General features: G+C 71.9%; 16 protein-coding genes and 1 pseudogene. 13 read left to right on the plus strand and 4 right to left on the minus strand.

The window, feature by feature from the left end; translation table 11 throughout:
- Nucleotides 1-22: 22 nt before the first annotated feature.
- On the plus strand, nt 23-613 hold the full coding sequence (locus QQM72_RS01800; protein ID WP_314219001.1) for a TetR/AcrR family transcriptional regulator: 591 nt from the start codon (nt 23-25) through the stop codon (nt 611-613).
- Nucleotides 614-649: 36 nt separating this feature from the next.
- On the opposite strand, the gene QQM72_RS01805 is transcribed toward QQM72_RS01800, so the two are convergent.
- On the minus strand, nt 650-1888 hold the full coding sequence (locus QQM72_RS01805; RefSeq protein ID WP_314219002.1) for a PucR family transcriptional regulator: 1239 nt from the start codon (nt 1886-1888) through the stop codon (nt 650-652).
- Between the two features lie 143 nt (nt 1889-2031).
- On the opposite strand from QQM72_RS01805, the gene QQM72_RS01810 reads away from it, so the two are divergent.
- The gene (locus tag QQM72_RS01810) at nt 2032-2958 is read left to right on the plus strand and encodes a proline dehydrogenase family protein (protein ID WP_314219003.1); all 927 of its coding nucleotides are present in this window, start codon (nt 2032-2034) and stop codon (nt 2956-2958) included.
- Nucleotides 2959-3149: 191 nt separating this feature from the next.
- Nucleotides 3150-4790, plus strand: coding sequence for an L-glutamate gamma-semialdehyde dehydrogenase (gene pruA / locus QQM72_RS01815; RefSeq protein ID WP_314219004.1), 1641 nt, complete (start codon nt 3150-3152; stop codon nt 4788-4790).
- Between the two features lie 86 nt (nt 4791-4876).
- Here pruA and QQM72_RS01820 read toward each other — a convergent pair.
- Nucleotides 4877-5077, minus strand: a pseudogene (locus QQM72_RS01820) (alpha/beta fold hydrolase); the annotation flags it as partial.
- A 280-nt stretch (nt 5078-5357) separates the two neighbouring features.
- Here QQM72_RS01820 and QQM72_RS01825 point away from each other — a divergent pair.
- The 10 genes from QQM72_RS01825 (at nt 5358) to QQM72_RS01870 (ending at nt 19515) form a co-directional block, all read left to right on the plus strand.
- A complete protein-coding gene (locus tag QQM72_RS01825) occupies nt 5358-5489 on the plus strand; it encodes a hypothetical protein (protein ID WP_020131440.1) in 132 nt (43 codons plus the stop codon).
- Nucleotides 5490-5686: 197 nt separating this feature from the next.
- Nucleotides 5687-6730, plus strand: a complete 1044-nt coding sequence (locus tag QQM72_RS01830) for a 3-isopropylmalate dehydrogenase (RefSeq protein ID WP_054239788.1) — start codon at nt 5687-5689, stop codon at nt 6728-6730.
- 323 nt (nt 6731-7053) lie between these two features.
- A complete protein-coding gene (locus tag QQM72_RS01835; protein ID WP_314219005.1) occupies nt 7054-8142 on the plus strand; it encodes a branched-chain amino acid aminotransferase in 1089 nt (362 codons plus the stop codon).
- Between the two features lie 199 nt (nt 8143-8341).
- Nucleotides 8342-9037 (plus strand): urease subunit gamma, encoded by a 696-nt coding sequence (gene ureA / locus QQM72_RS01840; RefSeq protein ID WP_314219006.1) that lies wholly within the window; start codon nt 8342-8344, stop codon nt 9035-9037.
- Nucleotides 9034-10707, plus strand: coding sequence for an urease subunit alpha (locus tag QQM72_RS01845; RefSeq protein WP_314219007.1), 1674 nt, complete (start codon nt 9034-9036; stop codon nt 10705-10707). The genes ureA and QQM72_RS01845 overlap by 4 nt, the downstream gene beginning before the upstream one ends.
- 9 nt (nt 10708-10716) lie before the next feature.
- Entirely contained in the window at nt 10717-11754 is a 1038-nt protein-coding gene (locus QQM72_RS01850; protein ID WP_314219008.1) for an agmatine deiminase family protein, read from the plus strand.
- Nucleotides 11755-11786: 32 nt separating this feature from the next.
- Entirely contained in the window at nt 11787-12401 is a 615-nt protein-coding gene (locus tag QQM72_RS01855; RefSeq protein ID WP_314219009.1) for a TetR/AcrR family transcriptional regulator, read from the plus strand.
- A gap of 307 nt (nt 12402-12708) precedes the next feature.
- The gene (gene cimA, locus QQM72_RS01860) at nt 12709-14313 is read left to right on the plus strand and encodes a citramalate synthase (RefSeq protein ID WP_314219010.1); all 1605 of its coding nucleotides are present in this window, start codon (nt 12709-12711) and stop codon (nt 14311-14313) included.
- A gap of 740 nt (nt 14314-15053) precedes the next feature.
- Nucleotides 15054-18086 carry a glycoside hydrolase family 3 protein gene (locus tag QQM72_RS01865; RefSeq protein WP_314219011.1) on the plus strand — a complete coding sequence of 1011 codons (3033 nt, stop codon included), beginning with the start codon at nt 15054-15056 and terminating at the stop codon, nt 18084-18086.
- 61 nt (nt 18087-18147) lie between these two features.
- Entirely contained in the window at nt 18148-19515 is a 1368-nt protein-coding gene (locus tag QQM72_RS01870) for a hypothetical protein (RefSeq protein ID WP_314219012.1), read from the plus strand.
- 227 nt (nt 19516-19742) lie between these two features.
- Here QQM72_RS01870 and QQM72_RS01875 read toward each other — a convergent pair whose 3' ends face one another.
- Together QQM72_RS01875 and QQM72_RS01880 are read right to left on the minus strand one after the other, a co-directional pair.
- Complete coding sequence (locus QQM72_RS01875; RefSeq protein ID WP_314219013.1) at nt 19743-20528, minus strand: S1 family peptidase; 786 nt, start codon at nt 20526-20528, stop codon at nt 19743-19745.
- Nucleotides 20529-20865: 337 nt separating this feature from the next.
- The gene (locus tag QQM72_RS01880) at nt 20866-21504 is read right to left on the minus strand and encodes a hypothetical protein (RefSeq protein WP_314219014.1); all 639 of its coding nucleotides are present in this window, start codon (nt 21502-21504) and stop codon (nt 20866-20868) included.
- Nucleotides 21505-21549: the final 45 nt, after the last annotated feature.

A 21549-nucleotide genomic window follows, 5' to 3' on the forward strand; every position in this document is an offset into this window, starting at 1 on the left:
GGATCGGGGTAGGGTGGCGGACATGGGACACCGTGAGGATCTGCTCGAAGGCGCCAAGCGCTGCCTGCTGGAGAAGGGGTTCCTGCGTACGACCGCGCGGGACATCGTCAAGGAGTCGGGGACCAACCTGGCGTCCATCGGCTACCACTACGGGTCGAAGGACGCGCTGCTGGTGCGGGCGTACGTCTCGTTGATCGAGGGCGCAGGCGACGAGTTCGACCCCGGGTGGGGTGCGGGGCGCGAGATGACGGCGGCCGCCGGGTCGCTCGAGCGCTTCCAGGAGGTGTGGGCGAGCATCATCGGGTCGGTGCCGCGGACGCGGGCCGTCTGGCTGCTGAGCTTCGAGCTCATCGTGCAGGGGGACCGGCTCCCCGAGGTGCGCAAGCTGCTGGCCGAGGCGCAGGAGCAGGGCCGGTCGGGGATCGTGCCCATGTTCAACGGCGTCCCGGAGGACGAACTCGACAAGGAGACCGTCGACACGGAGGGCCGCTTCTACCAGACCCTCCTCAACGGGCTCATGGTCCAGTGGCTCTTCGACCCGGACTCGGCGACCGACGCGGCACAGCTCACCGAGGGGCTGCGCCGGGTGATCGCGGGCGCCGCGAAGAGCTGACCGGGGCGGGTCGTCAGGGTGGGCCCGGAGAGGGGCTCAGGGCAGCCGGGCCGCCTTGAGCGTCATGTGCAGGAGCAGCCGGTCCTCGCCGTCGTCCAGGTCCAGGCCGGTCAGCTGTTCCACCCGGGACAGCCGGTAGTAGAGGGTCTGCCGGTGGATGCCCAACTCGGCTGCCGTGCGGCCCGCCTGGCCCGCGCAGTCGAGGTACACCTCGGCCGTGCGGGCGAGTTCGTGGTGCGCGGGGGCCAACAGGGTCCGTACGGCGGGGTCCTGGGCGCTCTCCCGGGGCAGGGCGGTCAGCAGCCGGTAGGGGCCGATGGACGCCCACCGGGCGACCGGGCCGAGGCCGGGCTCCGCGAGCGCCGCCCGCGCCGACGCCGACGCCTCCTGCCAGGCGGCGCCCAGTTCCGCGAGGCCGGCCCGCCCGGCGGCCACTCCCGCGGCGGACCCGCCCGCCCGCTCCAGCAGCCGGGCCGCCGCCGTCGTCGCCGGGGTGAGGGTGTCCGTCGAGCGCAGGCGGACCAGCAGCGCCAGGGACTGGGGCTCCCCACCTGACTTGAGGGCGTGGGAGGTACCCCCACCCCACGGCACGGTGCACAGCGCCGTCGCCCCCGGCAGCGTGCGCAGCGAGGGCGCGTCGTCCGGGTCGGCGGACGGCCAGGGCGTCACGCACACCACCGTGTGCGGGCCGTCCGCGCGGGCGCCGAGCGCGGCGCGCAGTTCCGCCACCGCCATGTCCCGCTGCCAGTCGGGCTGCGCGGTGAGCACCGCCCGCAGCTCCCGGGTGAGGTCCGCGCCGTGCTGGGCCTCGTCGGCGAGCAGGGCGCCGATCCGGCCGGTCACCTCCATCGCGGCCGCCAGCTGGGCGTCCGAGGGCCCGGGGTCGTCGTCGAGCAGCCAGACATAGCCGAGGACGACCCCCCGGTGCCGTACGGGGAGGCAGACGCGGCCCCGGTACACCCCGGCCTCCGGGGTCGGCGGGATCCGGACCGGGCCGGTCGCGCGGGTGATGCCGAAGCCCTCGAACCAGGTGCGGACGGCGGCCGTGGAGCGCCGGGTCAGGATCGAGCGGGTGCGCACCGGATCCAGCGCCGACGCGTCGAGCTCGCCCTCGCTGTCGTAGGCGCCGAAGGCGATCAGCTCGAAATCCCGGTTCTCCAGGGTCGCCGGCGCGCCGAGCAGCTCGGAGATCTCGTCGACGAGCTCCTGGTGGTCACCCTGGTAATCGGCTGTCACCCAGGCATTCTCCCGCAAGTCCGCATCCCCTTCATACATCTGTCTGAGATCCGCGGCACGGATGCGTGACAGCTGTCGATGGCCCACGATCGGAGGGATCCTTAGGTTTCACGGTGGTTCTCCGTGCCGTTCCCCGATCGTCGGGAAACGGCCTCGTATGGGTTGGTATGTGGAGGTGCCCCGTGCTGGGTCCCGTGATTCTCGCCGCTTCGCGCAGCGACCGGATGCGACGCCTGATCTCGGCGGCCCCGGTGACGAAGCAGGTCGTGGACCGCTTCATCCCCGGTGAGACGGTCGACGACATCGTCCCGATCGTCGAGGAGCTCACCGCCTCCGGGCTGGAACTGACGATGGACGTCGTCGGCGAGGACATCACCACCCCCGGGCAGGCCGCCGCCGCCCGGGACGCCTACCTGGCGCTGATCGACCGGCTCGCGGAGCTGGAGCTCGGCGAGCGGGTCGAGGTGTCCGTCAAGCTGTCGATGTTCGGCCAGGCGCTGGAGGGCGGCCACGAGCTGGCCCTCGCGAACGTCCGTCCGGTCGTCGAGGCAGCCGCGGCCATCGGCACCACCGTCACACTCGACGCCGAGGACCACACCACCCTCGACTCGATGTTCGCCATCCACGAGGAGCTGCGGAAGGACTTCCCGCAGACCGGCTGTGTCATCCAGGCCTACCTCTTCCGCACCGAGGCCGACGCCCGGCGCCTCGCGGCGAGCGGCAGCCGGGTACGGCTCGTGAAGGGCGCGTACAAGGAGCCCGCCGAGGTCGCACACCAGCAGAAGCACGAGATCGACAAGGCGTACGTCCGGATCCTGCGCACCCTGATGGAGGGCGAGGGGTACCCCATGATCGGGTCCCACGACCCGCGCCTCATCTCCATCGCGCAGGAACTCGCCCGCAAGGCCGGACGCAAGCTGGACGAGTACGAGTTCCAGATGCTGTACGGCATCCGCGGCGACGAGCACCTGAGGCTGGCCGCCGAGGGGCACCGCATGCGCGTCTACACCGCCTACGGCACCGACTGGTACGGCTACTTCATGCGCCGGCTCGCGGAGAAGCCGGCCAACCTGCGTTTCTTCGCCCGCAGCATGCTCACCCGAGGCTGAGACACGATGCCGGCCCCGCTGTGCCGCCGGAGGTCCGGGGGTCGTCCCCCGGGAGGGCGCAGCATGCGCCGGCTCGCGCAGAAGCCGACCGGCCTGCGGTTCTTCGTCCGTTGATGTCCCCTCGATGACCAGCAAGGGCCGAGCCCGCAACCCCCCGCTCGAAACACCGCTCAGAAGGAGTAACGGAAGACATGGACGCGGTAACCCAGGTCCCCACCCCCGTCAACGAGCCGGTGCACGGCTACGCCCCCGGTTCGCCGGAGCGCGCCCGGCTGGAGGCCAAGCTCAAGGAGCTGGCCGACAACCCGATCGACCTGCCCTGCACCATCGGCGGCGTGCGGCGGATGGGCGGCGGTGAGCGCTTCGACGTCGTGCAGCCGCACAACCACAAGGCCCGCCTCGGCACCTACGCGGGCGCCACGCGGCAGGACGCCCAGGACGCCGTCGACGCGGCGCTCGCCGCCGCGCCCGCCTGGCGCGCGATGTCCTTCGACGACCGCGCCGCCATCATCCTGCGCGCCGCCGAACTGCTCGCCGGTCCCTGGCGCGAGACGCTCGCCGCCTCCACCATGCTCGGCCAGTCGAAGACCGCCCAGCAGGCGGAGATCGACTGTCCCTGTGAGCTGGTCGACTTCTGGCGGTTCAACGTGGCCTACGCCCGCCAGATCCTGGCCGAGCAGCCCCCGGCGAACTCCCCGGGTGTCTGGAACCGCCTCGACCACCGCCCGCTCGAGGGCTTCGTCTACGCGATCACGCCGTTCAACTTCACCGCCATCGCGGGCAACCTGCCGACCGCGCCCGCGCTGATGGGCAACGTGGTGGTGTGGAAGCCGTCCCCGACGCAGACGCACGCCGCCGTGCTGCTCATGCGGTTGCTGGAGGAGGCCGGTCTGCCCAAGGGCGTGATCAACCTGGTCACCGGTGACGGCCTGGAGGTCTCCGAGGTCGCCCTCAACCACCGCGACCTCGCCGGCATCCACTTCACCGGCTCGACGAAGACCTTCCAGTACCTGTGGAAGACGGTCGGCGCCAACATCGAGAAGTACCGCTCCTACCCGCGTCTGGTCGGCGAGACCGGCGGCAAGGACTTCGTCGTCGCCCACCCGAGCGCGGACCGCGCGGTCCTGAAGACCGCCCTGACCCGCGGGGCCTTCGAGTACCAGGGCCAGAAGTGCAGCGCGACCTCCCGCGCGTACATCCCGGCGTCGATCTGGAACTCCGGCTTCAAGGAGGAGTTCGCGGCCGAGGTCGACTACCTCACGATGGGTGACGTCACCGACCTCTCGAACTTCATCGGCGCCGTCATCGACGAGCGGTCCTTCGCCAAGAACAAGGCGGCGATCGACCGCGCGAAGGCGGACCCGACCTGCACGATCGTCGCGGGCGGCTCCTACGACGACTCGGTCGGCTACTTCGTCCGCCCGACCGTCGTCGAGTGCACCGACCCGGAGAACGAGGTCTTCACGACCGAGTACTTCGGCCCGATCCTCGCCGTGCACGTGTACGACGACAGCTCGGCCGAGGCGTACGACGAGATGCTGACCCAGATGGAGTCGGTGTCGGACTACGCGCTCACGGGCTCGGTCATCTCCGGCGACCGCGCGGCCGCCGCTCACACGATGGAGAAGCTGCGCTACGCGGCCGGCAACTTCTACATCAACGACAAGTCGACCGGCGCCGTCGTCGGCCAGCAGCCCTTCGGCGGCGGCCGCGCCTCCGGCACCGACGACAAGGCCGGCGCGCCGCAGAACCTGATGCGCTGGACCCTGACCCGCGCCATCAAGGAGACGCTGGTCGCGCCGACCGACTACGCGTACCCGCACATGGGCTGACGCGTCGTCGTACAGCGACGGAAGCACGACGAAGGAAGGGGCCGGGCTGTTGCCCGGCCCCTTCCCGTTCTCCGTCGGCGGGTGCCGACGCGGCCGAGGAAGTCACTGATCGGCGCCGCGATCCGGCCCGCGTGTGTCTCCAGGGCGAAGTGCCCGGTGGGCAGCAGGTGCACCTCCGCCCGGGGCAGGTCGCGGCGGAACGCGAGCGCGCCGGCCGGGACGAAGATCTCGTCGCCGGCGCCCCAGACCGCCAGCAGCGGGACCTGGCTGGTGCGGAAGTACTGAGGGCGTCGGCGAAACCGCAGGTCGACGGGGGGTGACCCGGGGTGCCGTCTCAGATAGTAGGAAGTCCGAGTAATCGTAGAGACAGGCGCGTGCTCCTCCCTTAGCTTTGTAGGAGCCGAACGTCTCGCTCGACCAAGCGAATGGCGGTCATGAGCCGGGCCCGCGCAGGCAACCCCTGCGGCCCGCTCCCCGCCCCTTGGGGGCGCCCCCCGCCCATTAGGCAGAGGGGGAGTCTCGTAACCCCCTTCCGCACTCCCTGGAATTCGAAGGAGTCGATTTCTCATGGCCGAGACGACCGTCCGCCGCCGAGTCCGTCACATCTCCCGTACGACCGAGTCCGACCGGAAGAACGCCGCCGCGGCGCTCCAGCGCGCCCTCGACCGCCGTGACAACGGCGGCGAGACCGGCCACTGAGCCGAGCCGCCCCGCAGTCCGGGAGCCGCACCCGCACGGGGTGCGGCGCGGGCCCCCGAACGGGACTTCGGGACCCGCGTCGCACCTCGACCCCGCGCGCCACCGCAGGTCCGCGCCGCCAGGTGCGTGCCGCGACTCCTCTGTCCGTATCGCGGACGCTCCATGTCATCCCCTGGGACGAGGAGTACGGTTCCCGTATGTCTCGCAGCCTCAATCTCGCAGTGATTCCCGGTGACGGCATCGGCCAGGAGGTCGTGGCCGAAGGTCTCAAGGTCCTCTCCGCCGTCCTCCCGCAGGATGTGAAGCTGGAGACCGAGGAGTACGACTTCGGTGCCCGGCGCTACCACGCCACCGGTGAGACCCTCACCGACGCGGACGCGGAGGCGCTCAAGCGGCACGACGCCATCCTGCTCGGCGCGATCGGCGACCCGAGCGTCCCCTCCGGTGTCCTGGAGCGGGGTTTCCTGCTCAAGCTGCGCTTCCTCTTCGACCACCACGTCAACCTGCGTCCGTCGAAGCTCCTGCCGGGTGTCGCCACCCCGCTGGCCGGCCAGCCCGAGATCGACTTCATCGTGGTCCGTGAGGGCACCGAGGGGCCGTACACCGGCAACGGCGGCACGATCCGCAAGGGCACCCCGCACGAGGTCGCCACCGAGGTCTCCGTGAACACGGCCTTCGGTGTCGAGCGCGTGGTCCGGGACGCCTTCGCCCGCGCCCAGGCCCGCCCCCGCAAGAAGCTCACGCTCGTCCACAAGAACAACGTGCTGGCCTTCGCAGGTCACCTCTGGACGAACGTCTTCAACCGGGTGGCCGAGGAGTTCCCCGACGTCACCACGGACTACATCCACGTGGACGCCGCGACGATCTACCTCGTCACCGACCCCGCGCGCTTCGACGTCATCGTCACCGACAACCTCTTCGGCGACATCATCACCGACCTCGCCGCGGCCGTCTCCGGCGGCATCGGCGTCGCCGCGAGCGGGAACATCAACCCGTCCGGCGAGTTCCCGTCCATGTTCGAGCCGGTGCACGGCTCGGCCCCGGACATCGCCGGTCAGGGCAAGGCCGACCCCACCGCCACGGTCCTGTCCGTCGCCCTGCTGCTGCGCCACCTCGGCTACGACGCCGAGGCGGTCCGCATCGAGGAGGCCGTCTCCGTCGACCTGGAGGAGCGCGGCTCGCTGCCCGCGCGCAGCACCTCCGAGATCGGCGACGCGCTCGCCGTACGCGTAGCCGGCTGACCCCGCGCTGCGCGAAACCTCACGAAGCCGCCGGGTCGCATCCGCACCCGGCGGCTTCCGCATGTCCCCCGCCGGGTGCCACCATCATCCCTGGGTCTCATTCACGCCGTTTTGGCCGTCGTCCGCCGCTTGCGATAATCGAACGTGGAGCCGCGGTATGAGGCAATGCTCGGACGTCCTGGCACCGGCCACCGGCCGTACGGGCGTGAGCGCGGCCCGTCACTACAACCGGTGCTGCATCTTCCGGGGGACAACCCCCGGACCCCCGGCCGAAAGACGCGGGGTGGCCCAGACGCTCGCCAGGAAGCGAAGGACAGCTACTCATGACGACGCCCACGATCGAGCTCAAGCCCTCCGCCAGTCCCACCTCCGCCACCGAGCGGCAGGCGATCCTGGCGAACCCCGGGTTCGGCCGCCACTTCACCGACCACATGGTGACGATCAAGTGGACCGAGGGCCGCGGCTGGCACGACGGTCAGCTCGTTCCGTACGCGCCGATCCCCCTGGACCCGGCCACCAACGTCCTGCACTACGCGCAGGAGATCTTCGAGGGTCTGAAGGCGTACCGCCGCCCCGACGGGTCGGTCGCCACCTTCCGCCCGGACCAGAACGCCAAGCGCTTCCAGCGTTCGGCCCGCCGCCTGGCCATGCCCGAGCTGCCGGTGGAGACGTTCATCGAGGCGTGTGACGCGCTCGTCGGCCAGGACAAGGACTGGGTGCCCGCGCACGGCGGTGAGGAGTCCCTCTACCTGCGGCCCTTCATGATCGCGACCGAGGTCGGCCTGGGCGTGAAGCCGGCCAACGAGTACCTGTTCCTGGTCATCGCCTCACCGGCCGGCGCCTACTTCCCGGGCGGCGTCAAGCCCGTCTCCATCTGGGTCTCCGAGGAGCACGTGCGTGCCGTCCCCGGTGGCATGGGCGACGCCAAGACCGGCGGCAACTACGCCGCGTCCCTGCTCGCCCAGGCCGAGGCCGCCGCCCAGGGCTGCGCCCAGGTCTGCTACCTCGACGCGGTCGAGCGCAAGTGGGTCGAGGAGCTCGGCGGCATGAACCTGTACTTCGTGTACGACGACAAGATCATCACGCCGTCGCTCACGGGTTCCATCCTGGAAGGCGTCACCCGGGACAGCCTCCTCACGGTCGCCCGCGACCTCGGCTACGAGGCCGAGGAGGGCCGGGTCTCGGTCGAGCAGTGGCAGCGCGACTCCGAGAGCGGCGCCCTCAAGGAGGTCTTCGCCTGCGGCACCGCCGCCGTGATCACCCCGGTCGGCACGGTCAAGCGCACCGCCGGCGAGTGGCAGCAGTCGGGCGGCGAGCCCGGCGAGGTCACCCTCAGGCTCCGTCGGGCCCTGCTGGACATCCAGCGCGGCACGGCCGAGGACAAGCACGGCTGGATGCACGAGCTGGGCTAGCCGCCCCTTTTCCGCCAGGGTCACCCCCGTCAGGGCCACCCCCGTCAGGGCCACCCCCGTCAGGGCCACTCCGTCCGGGGTGGCCCTGCGGCGTTCTCGAGGGCTGCCCATGTTTGAACAGTGCTCAAAAGTTTCTCGTCATGTCTTCTGATCATTGTGCGGAACGTTTAGAGTGCTGCTCAAAGAAAGGGAGGGCAACGTGCGACTCACCCCCACCGAACGGGACCGCCTCCTGCTCTTCGGCGCGGCGGAGCTGGCCCGGGCGAGAAGGGCCCGCGGGCTCAGGCTGAACGTCCCCGAGGCGACCGCGCTGATCGCGGACACGGTGTGCGAGGCCGCGCGTGACGGCGCCCGGCTCGCCGAGGCGATCGAACGCGCCCGCTCGGTCCTCGGCCCGGACGACGTGCTGCCGGGCGTCGCGGACGTCGTCACCGAGGTGCATGTCGAGGCCGTGTTCGACGACGGCTCGCGTCTCGCGGTCGTCGGCGATCCGATCGCCGGGGGCACGCTGGGGGACCGGGCGCCGGGTGCCCTGCTGCCGGGGCCCGAGCACGCCGAGCCCGAGGCGGCCCTGCGGCTGGCGGTCACGAACACGGCGACCGTGCCCGTCTCCGTCACCTCCCACTTCCACTTCTTCGAGGCCAACCCGCGGCTGGACTTCGTCCGGGAGAAGGCCTACGGCATGCGGCTCGCCGTCCCCGCCGGGTCCTCCGTGCGCTTCGGGCCGGGGGAGAGCGGCGAGGTCGGGCTCGTGCCGATCGGCGGTGACCGGGTCGCCATCGGCTTCGCAGGCATGGTCGACGGGGCGCTCGACGCGCCGGGGGCGAAGGACGAGGCCCTGCGCCGGGCCGCCGCCTGCGGATATCTGGGAGCGACAGCGGGGCGGGCCGGATGAACCCGTACGAGTACGCCGCCACCCACGGTCCCCGGGCCGGTGACCGCGTCCGGCTCGGTGACTCGGGGCTGGTCGTCCGCGTCGAGTCGGACTCCCAGCGGCACGGCGACGAGTTCCTCGCCGGGTTCGGCAAGACCGCCCGGGACGGGCTGCACCTCAAGGCCGCCGCCGTCCGCGCGACCTGTGACGTCGTGATCAGCAACGTCGTCGTGATCGACGCCGTGCAGGGGATCCGGAAGGTGTCGATCGGCATCCGGGAGGGCCGGATCCACGCGATCGGGCGGGCCGGGAACCCCGACACCCTCGACGGGGTCGACGTCGTCGTCGGCACGGGCACGTCCATCGTGTCCGGCGAGGGGCTGATCGCCACCGCGGGCGCCGTCGACACCCACGTCCATCTGCTGTCGCCGCGGATCATGGAGGCCTCGCTGGCCTCCGGGGTGACCACGGTCATCGGGCAGGAGTTCGGGCCCGTGTGGGGCGTCGGCGTCAACTCGCCCTGGGCGCTGCGGCACGCGTTCAACGCGTTCGACGCCTGGCCGGTCAACATCGGCTTCCTCGGCCGGGGTTCGTCGTCGTCCGCCGCGCCCCTGGTGGAGGCCCTCGCCGAAGGCGGCGCCTCGGGTTTCAAGGTGCACGAGGACATGGGCGCCCACACCCGGGCGCTGGACACGGCGTTGCGGGTCGCCGAGGAACACGACGTGCAGGTCGCCCTGCACAGCGACGGGCTGAACGAGTGCCTGTCGGTCGAGGACACCCTGAGGGTGCTGGAGGGCCGGACTATCCACGCCTTCCACATCGAGGGCTGCGGCGGCGGGCACGTCCCGAACGTGCTGAAGATGGCGGGCGTCGCGAACGTCATCGGCTCCTCCACCAACCCCACCCTCCCCTTCGGCCGGGACGCCGTCGCCGAGCACTACGGCATGATCGTCTCCGTCCACGACCTGAAGACCGACCTGCCCGGCGACGCCGCCATGGCCCGCGACCGGATCCGGGCCGGCACCATGGGCGCCGAGGACGTCCTGCACGACCTGGGCGCGATCGGCATCACCTCGTCCGACGCCCAGGGCATGGGCCGGGCGGGCGAGACGGTCCGCCGTACGTTCGCCATGGCCGGGAAGATGAAGGCCGAGTTCGGCGCCCCGGACGACGGCCACGACAACGAGCGCGTCCTGCGCTACATCGCCAAGCTGACCGTCAACCCGGCCATCGCCCACGGTCTCGCGCACGAGATCGGCTCCCTCGAGGCCGGCAAGCTCGCCGACATCGTGCTGTGGCGCCCCGAGTACTTCGGCGCCAAGCCGCAGCTCGTGCTCAAGTCGGGCTTCCCGGCGTACGGCGTGGTCGGCGACCCGGGCGCGGCCACCGACACCTGCGAACCCCTGGTCCTCGGACCGCAGTTCGGGGCGTACGGGGCCACGCCCGCCGACATCTCGGTCGCCTTCGTCGCCCGGGCCGCCCTCGACCAGGGCGGCGACTCGATGCCGACCCGCCGCCGCAGGGTCGCCGTCCGCGGCACCCGCGGCATCGGCCCCGCCGACCTGCTCCGCAACTCCCGTACCGGAGCGGTCGACGTCGACCAGCGCACCGGCCTGGTCACCCTCGACGGCGAGCCGCTGCGCTCCGAGCCGGCCGAGTCCGTCTCCCTCAACCGCCTGTACTTCCTCTGAGGACCGCTGATGTCTGCTGCCGCCGACGGCTTCCGCATGCCCGCCGAGTGGGCCCCGCACGAGCGCACCTGGATGGCGTGGCCGGGCGCCAACCCCACCTTCGACGACCCCGCCGACCTGACCGCGTCCCGGGCCGCCTGGGCCTCGGTCGCCCGCGCGGTACACCGCTTCGAGCCGGTGACGGTGGTGTGCGGCCCCGGACAGGCGGCCGACGCCCGCGCTCTCCTCGGTCCAGGCGTCGACACGGTCGAGCGCGAACTCGACGACGCCTGGATGCGGGACATCGGCCCCACCTTCCTGACCGGCGCGGACGGGCGACTCGCCGCCGTCGACTGGACGTTCAACGGCTGGGGCGCCCAGGGCTGGGCCCGCTGGGAGCACGACGCGAAGATCGCCGCGTACGTCTCGGACCTCGCGGGGGCACGGACGTACGCCTCGAAGCTGGTCAACGAGGGCGGCGCGATCCACGTGGACGGCGAGGGCACGGTCCTGCTGACGGAGACGGTCCAGCTCGGCCCGGAGCGCAATCCGGGGTGGACGCGGGACGAGGTCGAGGCGGAGATCCACGCCATGCTCGGCACCCGCAAGGCGATCTGGCTGCCCCGCGGACTCACCGGCGACTACCCTCCGCACGGCTTCGGCACCCTCGGCCACGTCGACATCGTCGCCGCCTTCGCCCGCCCGGGAGTCGTCGTCGCCCACCACCAGCCCGACCCGGCCCACCCCGACCACGAGGTGACGAAGGAGGTCATCGGACTGCTGAGGGCGCAGACCGACGCGCGGGGCCGCCGACTGGAGGTCGTCGAGGTCGCCGCCCCGACCGCCTTGGAGGCCGACGGTCACTGGGCCGACTACTCGTACATCAACCACTACCTCTGCAACGGCGGCGTCGTGCTCTGCGGCTTCGACGACCCCCGCGACGAGCTCGCGGCGGGCGTCTTTCGCCGCCTGTTCCCGGAGCGCGCGGTCACCCTGGTGGACGCCCGTACGATCTTCTCCGGCGGCGGTGGCATCCACTGCATCACCCAGCAGCAGCCGAGGGTCTGAGATCCGGGGACGAGACGAAGGGGAGCCGGGACATGGCCGGAGCGGCACGGGCACGCAGGAACGCGCCGCCCCGCGAGGACGTCCTGGCCGCCGCCATGGAGATGATCTCCGAGCGCGGTCTGGAGAAGCTCACCATGGCGGGGCTCGGCCGCGAGGTCGGGATGAGCAGCGGCCATCTCCTCTACTACTTCCACTCCAAGGACGAACTCCTGCTGCGCACCCTGGAGTGGAGCGAGGGCCGGCTCGGCGCCGAGCGCGCCCGGCTGCTGGCCCGCGCCGCCCCCGCCCGCGAGCGCCTCGACGCCTATGTCGACCTGTACGTCCCCGACGGCCACCGCGACCCGCACTGGACGCTCTGGCTGGAGGTCTGGAACCGCTCGCAGAACGCCGCCGTCGACGCGGACGCCCGGGACCGCCAGGCGGCCATCGAGGGCGCCTGGCACCGCGACCTGGTCGCCCTGCTGGCGGAAGGGGTGTCGCGGGGCGAGTTCCGGCGCGTGGACCCCGACCGGTTCGCGGCGCGGCTGCGCGCCCTCCTCGACGGCTTCTCCATCCATGTCGCCATCGGACTGCGGGGCACGGGCCGGGAACAGGTACTCGGGCACGTCCGCGAGTTCCTGGCCGAGAGTCTGCTCACGCGGGCGTGAGAGCACGTTGTTCGCATCCTGAGACACCCGGTGAGCAAACGGACGGTCTGTGCCAGACTGCCGCCGTGCTCTCGTTCGCCACGATTATTGGCAGCAGGCGCGCCGGTCCGCAGTGACCGCTCCGTACGACCAGGTACGAGCGGCCATCGTCGTCCTCGACCCGCGCGCAGACCTCTCGCACCCGCGAGGGGTTTTTCGCTTTTCTGGCCCACCCGCAGCCGGGAGCGAGAGCGCGAGGGAGCATGGGGGGATGGTGGAGCCGGTCATTCCGGTAACGACCGAGATCCGACACAGGAGCCTTCAGACCATGACCGCAACCAGCGAACTCGACGACTCGTTCCACGTCTTCGACACCACCCTGCGCGACGGCGCGCAGCGTGAGGGCATCAACCTCACCGTCGCCGACAAGCTGGCCATCGCCCGGCACCTGGACGACTTCGGGGTGGGCTTCATCGAGGGCGGCTGGCCGGGCGCCAACCCGCGGGACACCGAGTTCTTCGCCCGCGCCCAGGAGGAGATCGACTTCAAGCACGCCCAGCTGGTCGCCTTCGGCGCCACCCGCCGGGCAGGCGCGAAGGCCGCCGAGGACCCGCAGGTCAGGGCGCTGCTGGAGTCGGGCGCCGGGGTGATCACGCTGGTCGCGAAGTCCCACGACCGACACGTCGAGCTGGCTCTGCGCACGACGCTGGACGAGAACCTGGCGATGGTGAGCGACACGGTGTCGTTCCTGAAGGAGCAGGGCCGGCGGGTCTTCGTCGACTGCGAGCACTTCTTCGACGGCTACCGCGCCAACCCGGAGTACGCGAAGGCGGTCGTCCGGGCCGCCGCCGAGGCCGGCGCGGACGTGGTCGTCCTCTGCGACACCAACGGCGGCATGCTCCCGGCGCAGATCCAGGCGGTCGTCTCCACGGTCCTCGCCGACACCGGCGCCCGGCTCGGCATCCACACCCAGGACGACACCGGCTGCGCGGTGGCGAACACCCTGGCCGCGGTGGACGCGGGCGCGACGCACGTCCAGTGCACCGCGAACGGCTACGGCGAGCGGGTCGGCAACGCGAACCTGTTCCCGGTGGTCGCGGCCCTGGAGCTGAAGTACGGCAAGAAGGTGCTGCCCGAGGGCAAACTGCGCGAGATGACCCGCATCTCGCACGCGATCGCCGAGGTCGTCAACCTGACGCCGTCCACGCACCAGCCGTACGTGGGAGTCTCGGCCTTCGCCCACAAGGCCGGCCTGCACGCCTCGGCGATCAAGGTCGACCCGGACCTCTACCAGCACATCGACCCCGAGCAGGTCGGCAACACCATGCGGATGCTGGTGTCGGACATGGCCGGACGGGCGTCGGTCGAGCTCAAGGGCAAGGAGCTCGGCGTCGACCTGGGCGGCGATCGCGAACTGGTCGGCCGGGTCGTGGAGCGGGTCAAGGAACGCGAGCTCAAGGGCTACACCTACGAAGCGGCGGACGCCTCCTTCGAGCTGCTCCTGCGGGCCGAGGTCGAGGGCCGGCCGCTGAAGTACTTCGAGGTCGAGTCCTGGCGGGCCATCGTCGAGGACCGCCCCGACGGCACCCACGCCAACGAGGCCACGGTCAAGCTGTGGGCCAAGGGCGAGCGCATCGTCGCGACGGCCGAGGGCAACGGCCCGGTCAACGCCCTGGACCGCTCCCTGCGTGTGGCGCTGGAGAAGATCTACCCCCAGCTGGCCAAGCTCGACCTGGTCGACTACAAGGTCCGCATCCTGGAGGGCGTCCACGGCACCCAGTCCACCACCCGCGTCCTGATCTCCACGACGGACGGCACGGGCGAGTGGTCCACGGTGGGCGTCGCGGAAAACGTGATCGCCGCCTCCTGGCAGGCCCTGGAGGACGCCTACACGTACGGCCTGCTGCGGGCCAAGGTGGAGCCCGCCGAGTAGGCGCCGCCCAGCAGGAGCCTCGGCGAGCCTTTGCACTCGCCGAGGCCCGTCCCTGGCGGCCGGCGGCCTCGGCGGTCGGCCGGCCTTGGCGGTCGGCCGGCCTTGGCGGTCGGTCCGGCCCCGGCCGTCGGCTCCCGCTCGGCGGTCGGCTCCCGCCCGGCCGTCGGTCCGGTCTCGGCGGTCGGTCCGGCCGCGGCCATCGGCCCCCGCTCGGCCGTCGATCCGGCCTTGGCCGTCGGCTTCCGCCCGGCCATTGGCTCCCGCCCGGCCGTCAGCCCCGCTCCCGGCCGTCAGCCCCGCTCCCGGCCGTCAGCCCCGCTCCCGGCCGTCAGTCCCGCCTCTGCCGGGCCCCGGGCCGCCCACCGGGACTCGCCCCCCGCACTGCTCACCGGCGGCCCCCGGTCCTACCGCAGCGCGTGCGCGGGCGCGACCGCCGCGGTGATCCCGGCGGAGGTGAGCAGACCGGCGAGGAGCAGCCGGAGGACGTGAGTGGATCTCCTCATGGAGCGTTGCCCTTTCGAAGGTGGGGGACAGGGGCGTGCGAGGCGTGAGCAAATGACGGCTTCCAGGTCGCGTCAAGGGGTTGCGCGTTCATCTGTCGAACGAACAACGTCCCTGATCCGGACGGGTGTTGCGGCCGTATCAGTTCCGGTGTGAAGTCTTGACGGCGCAACGGCCCACCAGTTAACTCACGGCGTGATCTAAGTCATGAGTGGACCACGAGAGTAGAGGGACGTCGCATGCGAAGAACCGCCCTGCTCGCCTCCGCCACCCTGCTGGCCGCACTGCTCCCGATGACCACCGCCGCCGGCGCGTCCGGCGCCGACGACCCCGACCCCGCCCCCGTCCCGGTCGACCGCTTCGAGGGCGAGGTCCCCTTCGCGAACCCGCCCGCCGAGGGCCTCTTCACCTGGGGCGGCGACACCGACGACCCGCCCGCCCTCGGGCTGACGGCCCGGGCGGACGCCCCCGAGGGCGACAAGGTCCTCTCCGGCAGCTACGACATCAGCGGCTACGGCGGCTTCACCCACGACTTCGCCTTCGCCGAGCCCGCCCACGACTGGTCCGCCCACCGGGGCGTCCGGTTCTGGTGGGAAGGCCGAGACAACGGCAGGAAGATCGCCTTCGAGATCAAGGACGGCGGGGCCAACGGAGAGGCGTCCGAGCTCTGGACGACCTCCTTCACCGACGACTGGACCGGCTGGAAACAGGTCGAGATCCCCTTCACCGACTTCACCTATCGCACGGACTACCAGCCCGTCGGCGGCATCGACCAGGTCCTCGGCCTCACCGAGACCTGGGGATACGCCCTCACCCTCCCCGTCGGCGTCAAGGGCGACTTCGCCATGGACGGCGTGGAGCTGTACGGCCGGGCGGACCAGTCGCTGCGCGCCGCCGTCACCACCGACGCGGCCGTGTACCCGGTCCGGGAGGGCCGAGCGGCCGCCGTCCGGCTCACCGTCGCCACCACCGGCGCCGCCCCCCTCGACGAACCCGTCACCGTCGCCTACGAGACCGCCGCGACCGGCACCGCCGAGCCCGGCAAGGACTACACCCCGGTCACGGGCACCGTCACGTTCCCGGCGGGCACTCCCTCCGGCACCACCCGCACGGTCGCCGTCCGCACGCTCGAGGACAGGAAGGCCGAGTCCGCCGAGACCGTCCCGCTCCGGCTGACCGTCACCGGCGCCAGACCGCCGTCCGAGAACCCGCAGGTCGTGGTCGACGCGCACGGACTGCCTTATCTGAACGCCAAGTTGCCGGTGAAGAGGCGGGTCGCCGATCTCCTGTCGCGGATGAGCCTCGCGGAGAAGGCCGGTCAGATGACCCAGGCGGAGCGCGGCGCGATCGCCGCTCCCGGTGACATCGCCGCGTACGACCTCGGCTCGCTGCTCTCCGGCGGCGGCTCGACTCCGACGCCCAACACCCCCGCGGCGTGGGCGAAGATGATCGACGCCTTCCAGCTCCGGGCGCAGGCCACCCGCTACCAGATCCCGCTGATCTACGGCGTCGACGCGGTGCACGGCCACAACAACCTGGTCGGCGCGACCGTCATGCCGCACAACATCGGCATCGGGGCGACCAGGGACCCCGGGCTCGCCGAGCGGACCGGCGCGGTGACCGCCGCCGAGGTCCGGGCCACCGGGATCCCCTGGGACTTCGCCCCCTGCCTGTGCGTCACCCGCGACGAACGCTGGGGCCGCTCCTACGAGGCGTACGGCGAGGACCCGGCACTGGTCCAGGCCATGGAGACGGTGATCCAGGGGCTCCAGGGCCGGGCGAGCGGCGCGGACCTGAAGGACGACGACAAGGTCCTCGCCACCGCCAAGCACTTCGTCGGGGACGGCGGCACCACGTACGGGTCGTCCACGACCGGCACGTACACCGTCGACCAGGGCATCACCGAGGTCACCCGGCAGGAACTGGAGGCCGTGCACCTGGCGCCCTTCCGGACGGCCGTCGACCGCGGGGTCGGCACCGTCATGCCGTCCTACTCCTCGCTCGACGTCGCGGGCGACGGCCGGGGGCCGGTGAAGATGCACGCCCGCGCCGACCTGCTGAACGGCGTGCTGAAGGACCGTATGGGCTTCGACGGGTTCGTCATCAGCGACTGGGCGGCCATCGACCAGCTCCCGGGCGACTACGCCTCTGACGTCCGTACGTCGGTCAACGCGGGCCTCGACATGATCATGGTTCCGTACGCGTACAAGGACTTCCACGCCACACTGCTCGACGAGGTCGAGGCCGGCCGGATCGGCGAGCGGCGGATCGACGACGCCGTGTCGCGCATCCTCACGCAGAAGTTCAGGCTCGGCCTCTTCGAGGAGCCGTACGCCGACACCGACGGCGCGTCCGCCATCGGCTCCGCCGGGCACCGGGCCGTCGCGCGCCAGGCGGCCGCCGAGTCGCAGGTGCTGCTGAAGAACTCCGGTGGTGTCCTGCCGCTGAGGAAGCACCAGAAGGTGTACGTCGCCGGCTCCAACGCCGACGACATCGGCAACCAGAGCGGCGGCTGGACCATCACCTGGCAGGGCGCCTCCGGCGACATCACGCAGGGCACGACGATCCTGGAGGGGATGCGGAAGGCCGGCGGGGACGTCACCTACTCCCAGGACGCCTCGGCGCCGACCAACGGGTACGACGTCGGCGTCGTGGTCGTCGGCGAGACCCCGTACGCCGAGGGCGTGGGCGACGTCGGCAACGGCAACGACCTGGAGCTGACGGCCGCCGACCGGGCGGCCGTGGACAAGGTGTGCGCCGCGATGAGGTGCGCGGTGCTGATCGTGTCCGGGCGGCCCCAGCTGATCGGTGACCGGCTCGGCGACATCGACGCGCTGGTGGCTTCCTGGCTGCCGGGCACCGAGGGCGACGGCGTGGCCGACGTCCTGTACGGCAGGCGGCCCTTCACCGGGCAGCTTCCGGTGACCTGGCCGAAGACCCAGGCCCAGCTGCCGATCAACGTCGGCGACGCGGCGTACGACCCGCAGTTCCCCTACGGCTGGGGTCTGACGACGCTGCGCCGAGTGCCGGAGGGCGGCGTGACGACCCTGAAGGGGCTGCGGGCCGCGGCCGCGGTGGCCGAGCGGGCCGGCGCCGACGAGGTGGGGCGGGCGCTGGTCGGGAAGGCCCGGCTCATCGTCCAGCAGAAGGTGGGCCAGGCCGTGACGGCGGCGGTCGCGAAGCCCTTCGCCGACGCGGACCACCTGCTGCTGACCGGCCGGTACGCAAAGGCGGTGGAGCAGCTGACGGCGGCGTACCGGGCGGCGGCCTAGCCACCGCGTCCCGGGCCGCCCGAAAGAACCGCTTTCGCTGCCTTTCGGGTAGCTTCGAAGTATGAAGGTCGCTCTATCGACCCGAAGCTCTGCCGGAACGCTGATCGCACTGGCGCTCGCCGTCCTGACCGCTCTGGCGGTCCTGACGGCGGGCGCTCCGCGCGCCTGCGCGGCCACGAGCGTCTCGGTGATCGCCGCGTCCCTGCGCGAGGGCCCGCTCTACGTCGATCCGGAGGCGGGCGCCCAGCTGTCCCAGGCGGAGGCGCACGCCCTCCAGCAGCAGATCGAGGGCGCCGACAAGCCCCTGTTCATCGTCGTCCTGCCCGCCGGCTACCCCACGGCGGACCTCTTCACGGACCTGCGCACCGCCACCGGCGTGACCGGCCTGTACGCGATCCGCCTCGGTGACCGCTTCGACGCCCGCGCCGACTCCTCGGTCCTGTCCCGCACGGCCGTCCGCAACCTGGTCGCCAGTGTCCAGGGTGAGGACGACGCCAAGACCCAGCTGACCGACTTCACCGACCGTGCCCTGGCGAACATGGGCGGCTCGGCCCCTGAGAGCTGGAGCTCCTCGGGCGGCGGTGACGGGATCTCCTCCACCGCGCTGATCACGGCGGGTGTGGTGCTGGTCGCGGGCGGGGCGGGCGCCTACACCCTCGTGCGGCGCAACCGCCGGCGGCACGCGGCGGACCAGCGGGCCGCCCTCGACCGGCTGCGGGTCGTCGTGGACGAGGACATCACGGCCTTCGGCGAGGAGCTCGACCGGCTGGACTTCAGCCCGTCGGAGCCCGGCGCCGACGACTCCATGCGCGCCGACTACGAACGCGCCCTGGACGCTTACGAGCAGGCGAAGTCGTTCATGGCGGCCGCGACGAGACCCGAGGACGTCCGCCCCGTCACCGAGGCGCTGGAGGACGGCCGCTTCTCCCTCGCCCGACTGGCCGCCCGCCGTACCGGACAGCCGCTGCCCGAACGCCGGCCGCCGTGCTTCTTCGACCCGCGCCACGGCCCCTCGGTCGCCGACGCCACCTGGACGCCGTCCGGCGGGGCCACCCGCGAGGTCCCGGTCTGCGCCGCGGACGCGACCCGGCTCGCCGACGGCCGCGACCCGGTGATCCGCGAGGTGGACAGCGACTACGGCCGCCGCCCGTACTGGGAGGCAGGCCCCGCCTACGGACCCTGGGCGGGCGGCTACTTCGGCGGCGGCATCCTGCCCGGCCTCCTCGTCGGCACGATGCTCGGCGGCATCATGGCCGCCCCGTCCTACGCCTCCGACTACGGCAGCGGCTACGGCGACTTCGGCGGGGGGTACGACGGAGGCGACGTCTCCGGCGCCGACTTCGACCCCGGCGACTTCGGCGGCTTCGGGGGCGGCGGGGGAGGGGACTTCGGCGGAGGCGGCGGGGGCGACTTCGGCGGCGGGTTCTGAAGCCCGCTCCGGTACCGCCGGTTCAGCCGCGCGAGTCGTCGTGCCGCGATGCCGGTGACGGGGCCGTGGCAGGTCCCCGGCTGAACCCGACGTGATGACCGCTCAGCACGCGTTGCGGCAACCCCCTTGTCCATGGCGGGACTTGACGGTTCAGGAGGGGACCGCACCCGCAACGGGCCCGGCACGCGGCGGTGCCGGGCCCGTGGTCGTGCGACGGGGGGTGTGCGTCAGAGCGAGGCCGCCGCCGCGGCGATGGCCGAGGCGAAGGTGGAGACCTCGGAGTAGACGCCGGGGGCGTTGGCCCGGGCGCAGCCGATGCCCCAGCTCACGATGCCGACCTGGATCCAGGCGTTGCCGGCGTCCCGGCGGAACATCGGGCCGCCCGAGTCGCCCTGGCAGGTGTCGGTGCCGCCGGCCGCGTATCCGGCGCAGATCTCGTCACTGGCGACGAGGCCGCTGTAGCCGCTGTACGCGCGACAGGTCGCGTCGCTCACGAACGGCACGGTGGCCTTGAGCAGGTAGCGCTGCTGGGCGCCGCCCTCGGAGGCCGAGCCCCAGCCGGCGATGGTGAAGGTGCCGGTGTTGTACTGCGTGGTGGTGGCGATCTTCAGGGTGGACTGGGTGGTGATGGGCGAGGCGAGCTTGATGAGCGCCCAGTCCTTGCCGTTGCCGTTGTAGCCGGGGGCCCGGTACACGTAGGTCGACTTCACCTGGACCCGGCCGGTGGTGGACTGGAGGTCCACGACGCCGGCGGTGGCGGTGATGCTGGTGTTGGCGCCGGTTCCGCTGACGCAGTGCGCGGCGGTGAGCACGATCTGCTGGGTGTAGAGCGCCCCGCCGCAGCCCATGGAGAGCCGGACCATGAACGGGAACTCGCCCTGCGTGGCCCGGGTTCCGCCGACGACGGGGGCGGGGGCGGCCTGTGCGGACGAGAGGGGCTGAAGGCTGGCGATCGCGAGGGCTGCCGCGCCGACGGCTGCGAATCTCTTGAGCGCTGTGAGGAGCTTCTTCAAGGTGCTGCCTTCCGTGGGGGGCCGGCTTTGACGAGAGCATGTCAACACGAACTGCGCACCGCGAAGCTGCGCACCGCAAAGAAACGTCCATGCGCTGGCATGGTCAGGTCAAATCTGTTGCTGGATTATGGGAACCCCGCAAGCCCTCACACAAGGGGGCTGATTCAGCCACATCCGCCCACCGGCCGCCTCACCACTCCTGTCGGCCGCCTCACCTCTGCACCGGCTGCCTCGCCCCTCCACGCGCGGCCTCGCCTCTGCGCCGGCGGCTCCGCCCGTCCGGCTGGCGGCCGCGCTCGCCGGGGCGCAGCCGGCCGCCAGTACGTCTCGGCCCGCCTCAGTCCTGGACCGCCGCCTTGGCGAAGTCGAGCAGCCCCTCGAAGTCGAGCGCCCCCGGATCCCCGTGCGCGTTCTCCGGCACGTGCATGTGCCCGCACACCCCCTTGAACGCGTTCCACCGCTCCCCGCTCATCCGCTGACCGCCCCCGTTCCCGGCGGACTTCGGGTACGCGGGCCACAGCGCCGGTCCGCGCAGGGGGACATGGTGGTGGATGTGCATCCACGCCAGGTACTCGGCGACGGCGCGCAACGCCCACTCCGGCGCCTTCGGCCAGTAGACGTGGGCCTGGCCGCGGGCCTTCCACTTGGCGTGCAGCTCGGGATCGCAGGTGCCGACGAGTTCCGCCTGGCAGACGTTCAGCGTGTTCGTCTCGACGCCGCCGCGCTTGTTGACCAGCGCGCGCGAGGAGACGTCGATCTCGAAGTGCTGGTACCACTTCAGCTTCCTGGCGGCGAAGTCCGGCACGGCCGTCAGGTTGGGCGCGGCGGAGCCGCCCTGGTAGTCGGGCAGTGAACGCCCTTCGGTGGTGTGCAGGACGACGACGTTGACCTCCATGCGGTCACCGCCGAAGTCGTCCTGGTACCAGTGGTCGCGGTTCGCGCCGGGGTAGTGCTGGGGTCCGGTCCTGGTGCTCATGCCTCGCGACTGTGACAGGGAACGGGGAAAGGGGCCGGGAGCTCT

The organism is Streptomyces zaehneri (assembly GCF_032248645.1).
GTDB lineage: Bacteria > Actinomycetota > Actinomycetes > Streptomycetales > Streptomycetaceae > Streptomyces > Streptomyces coriariae.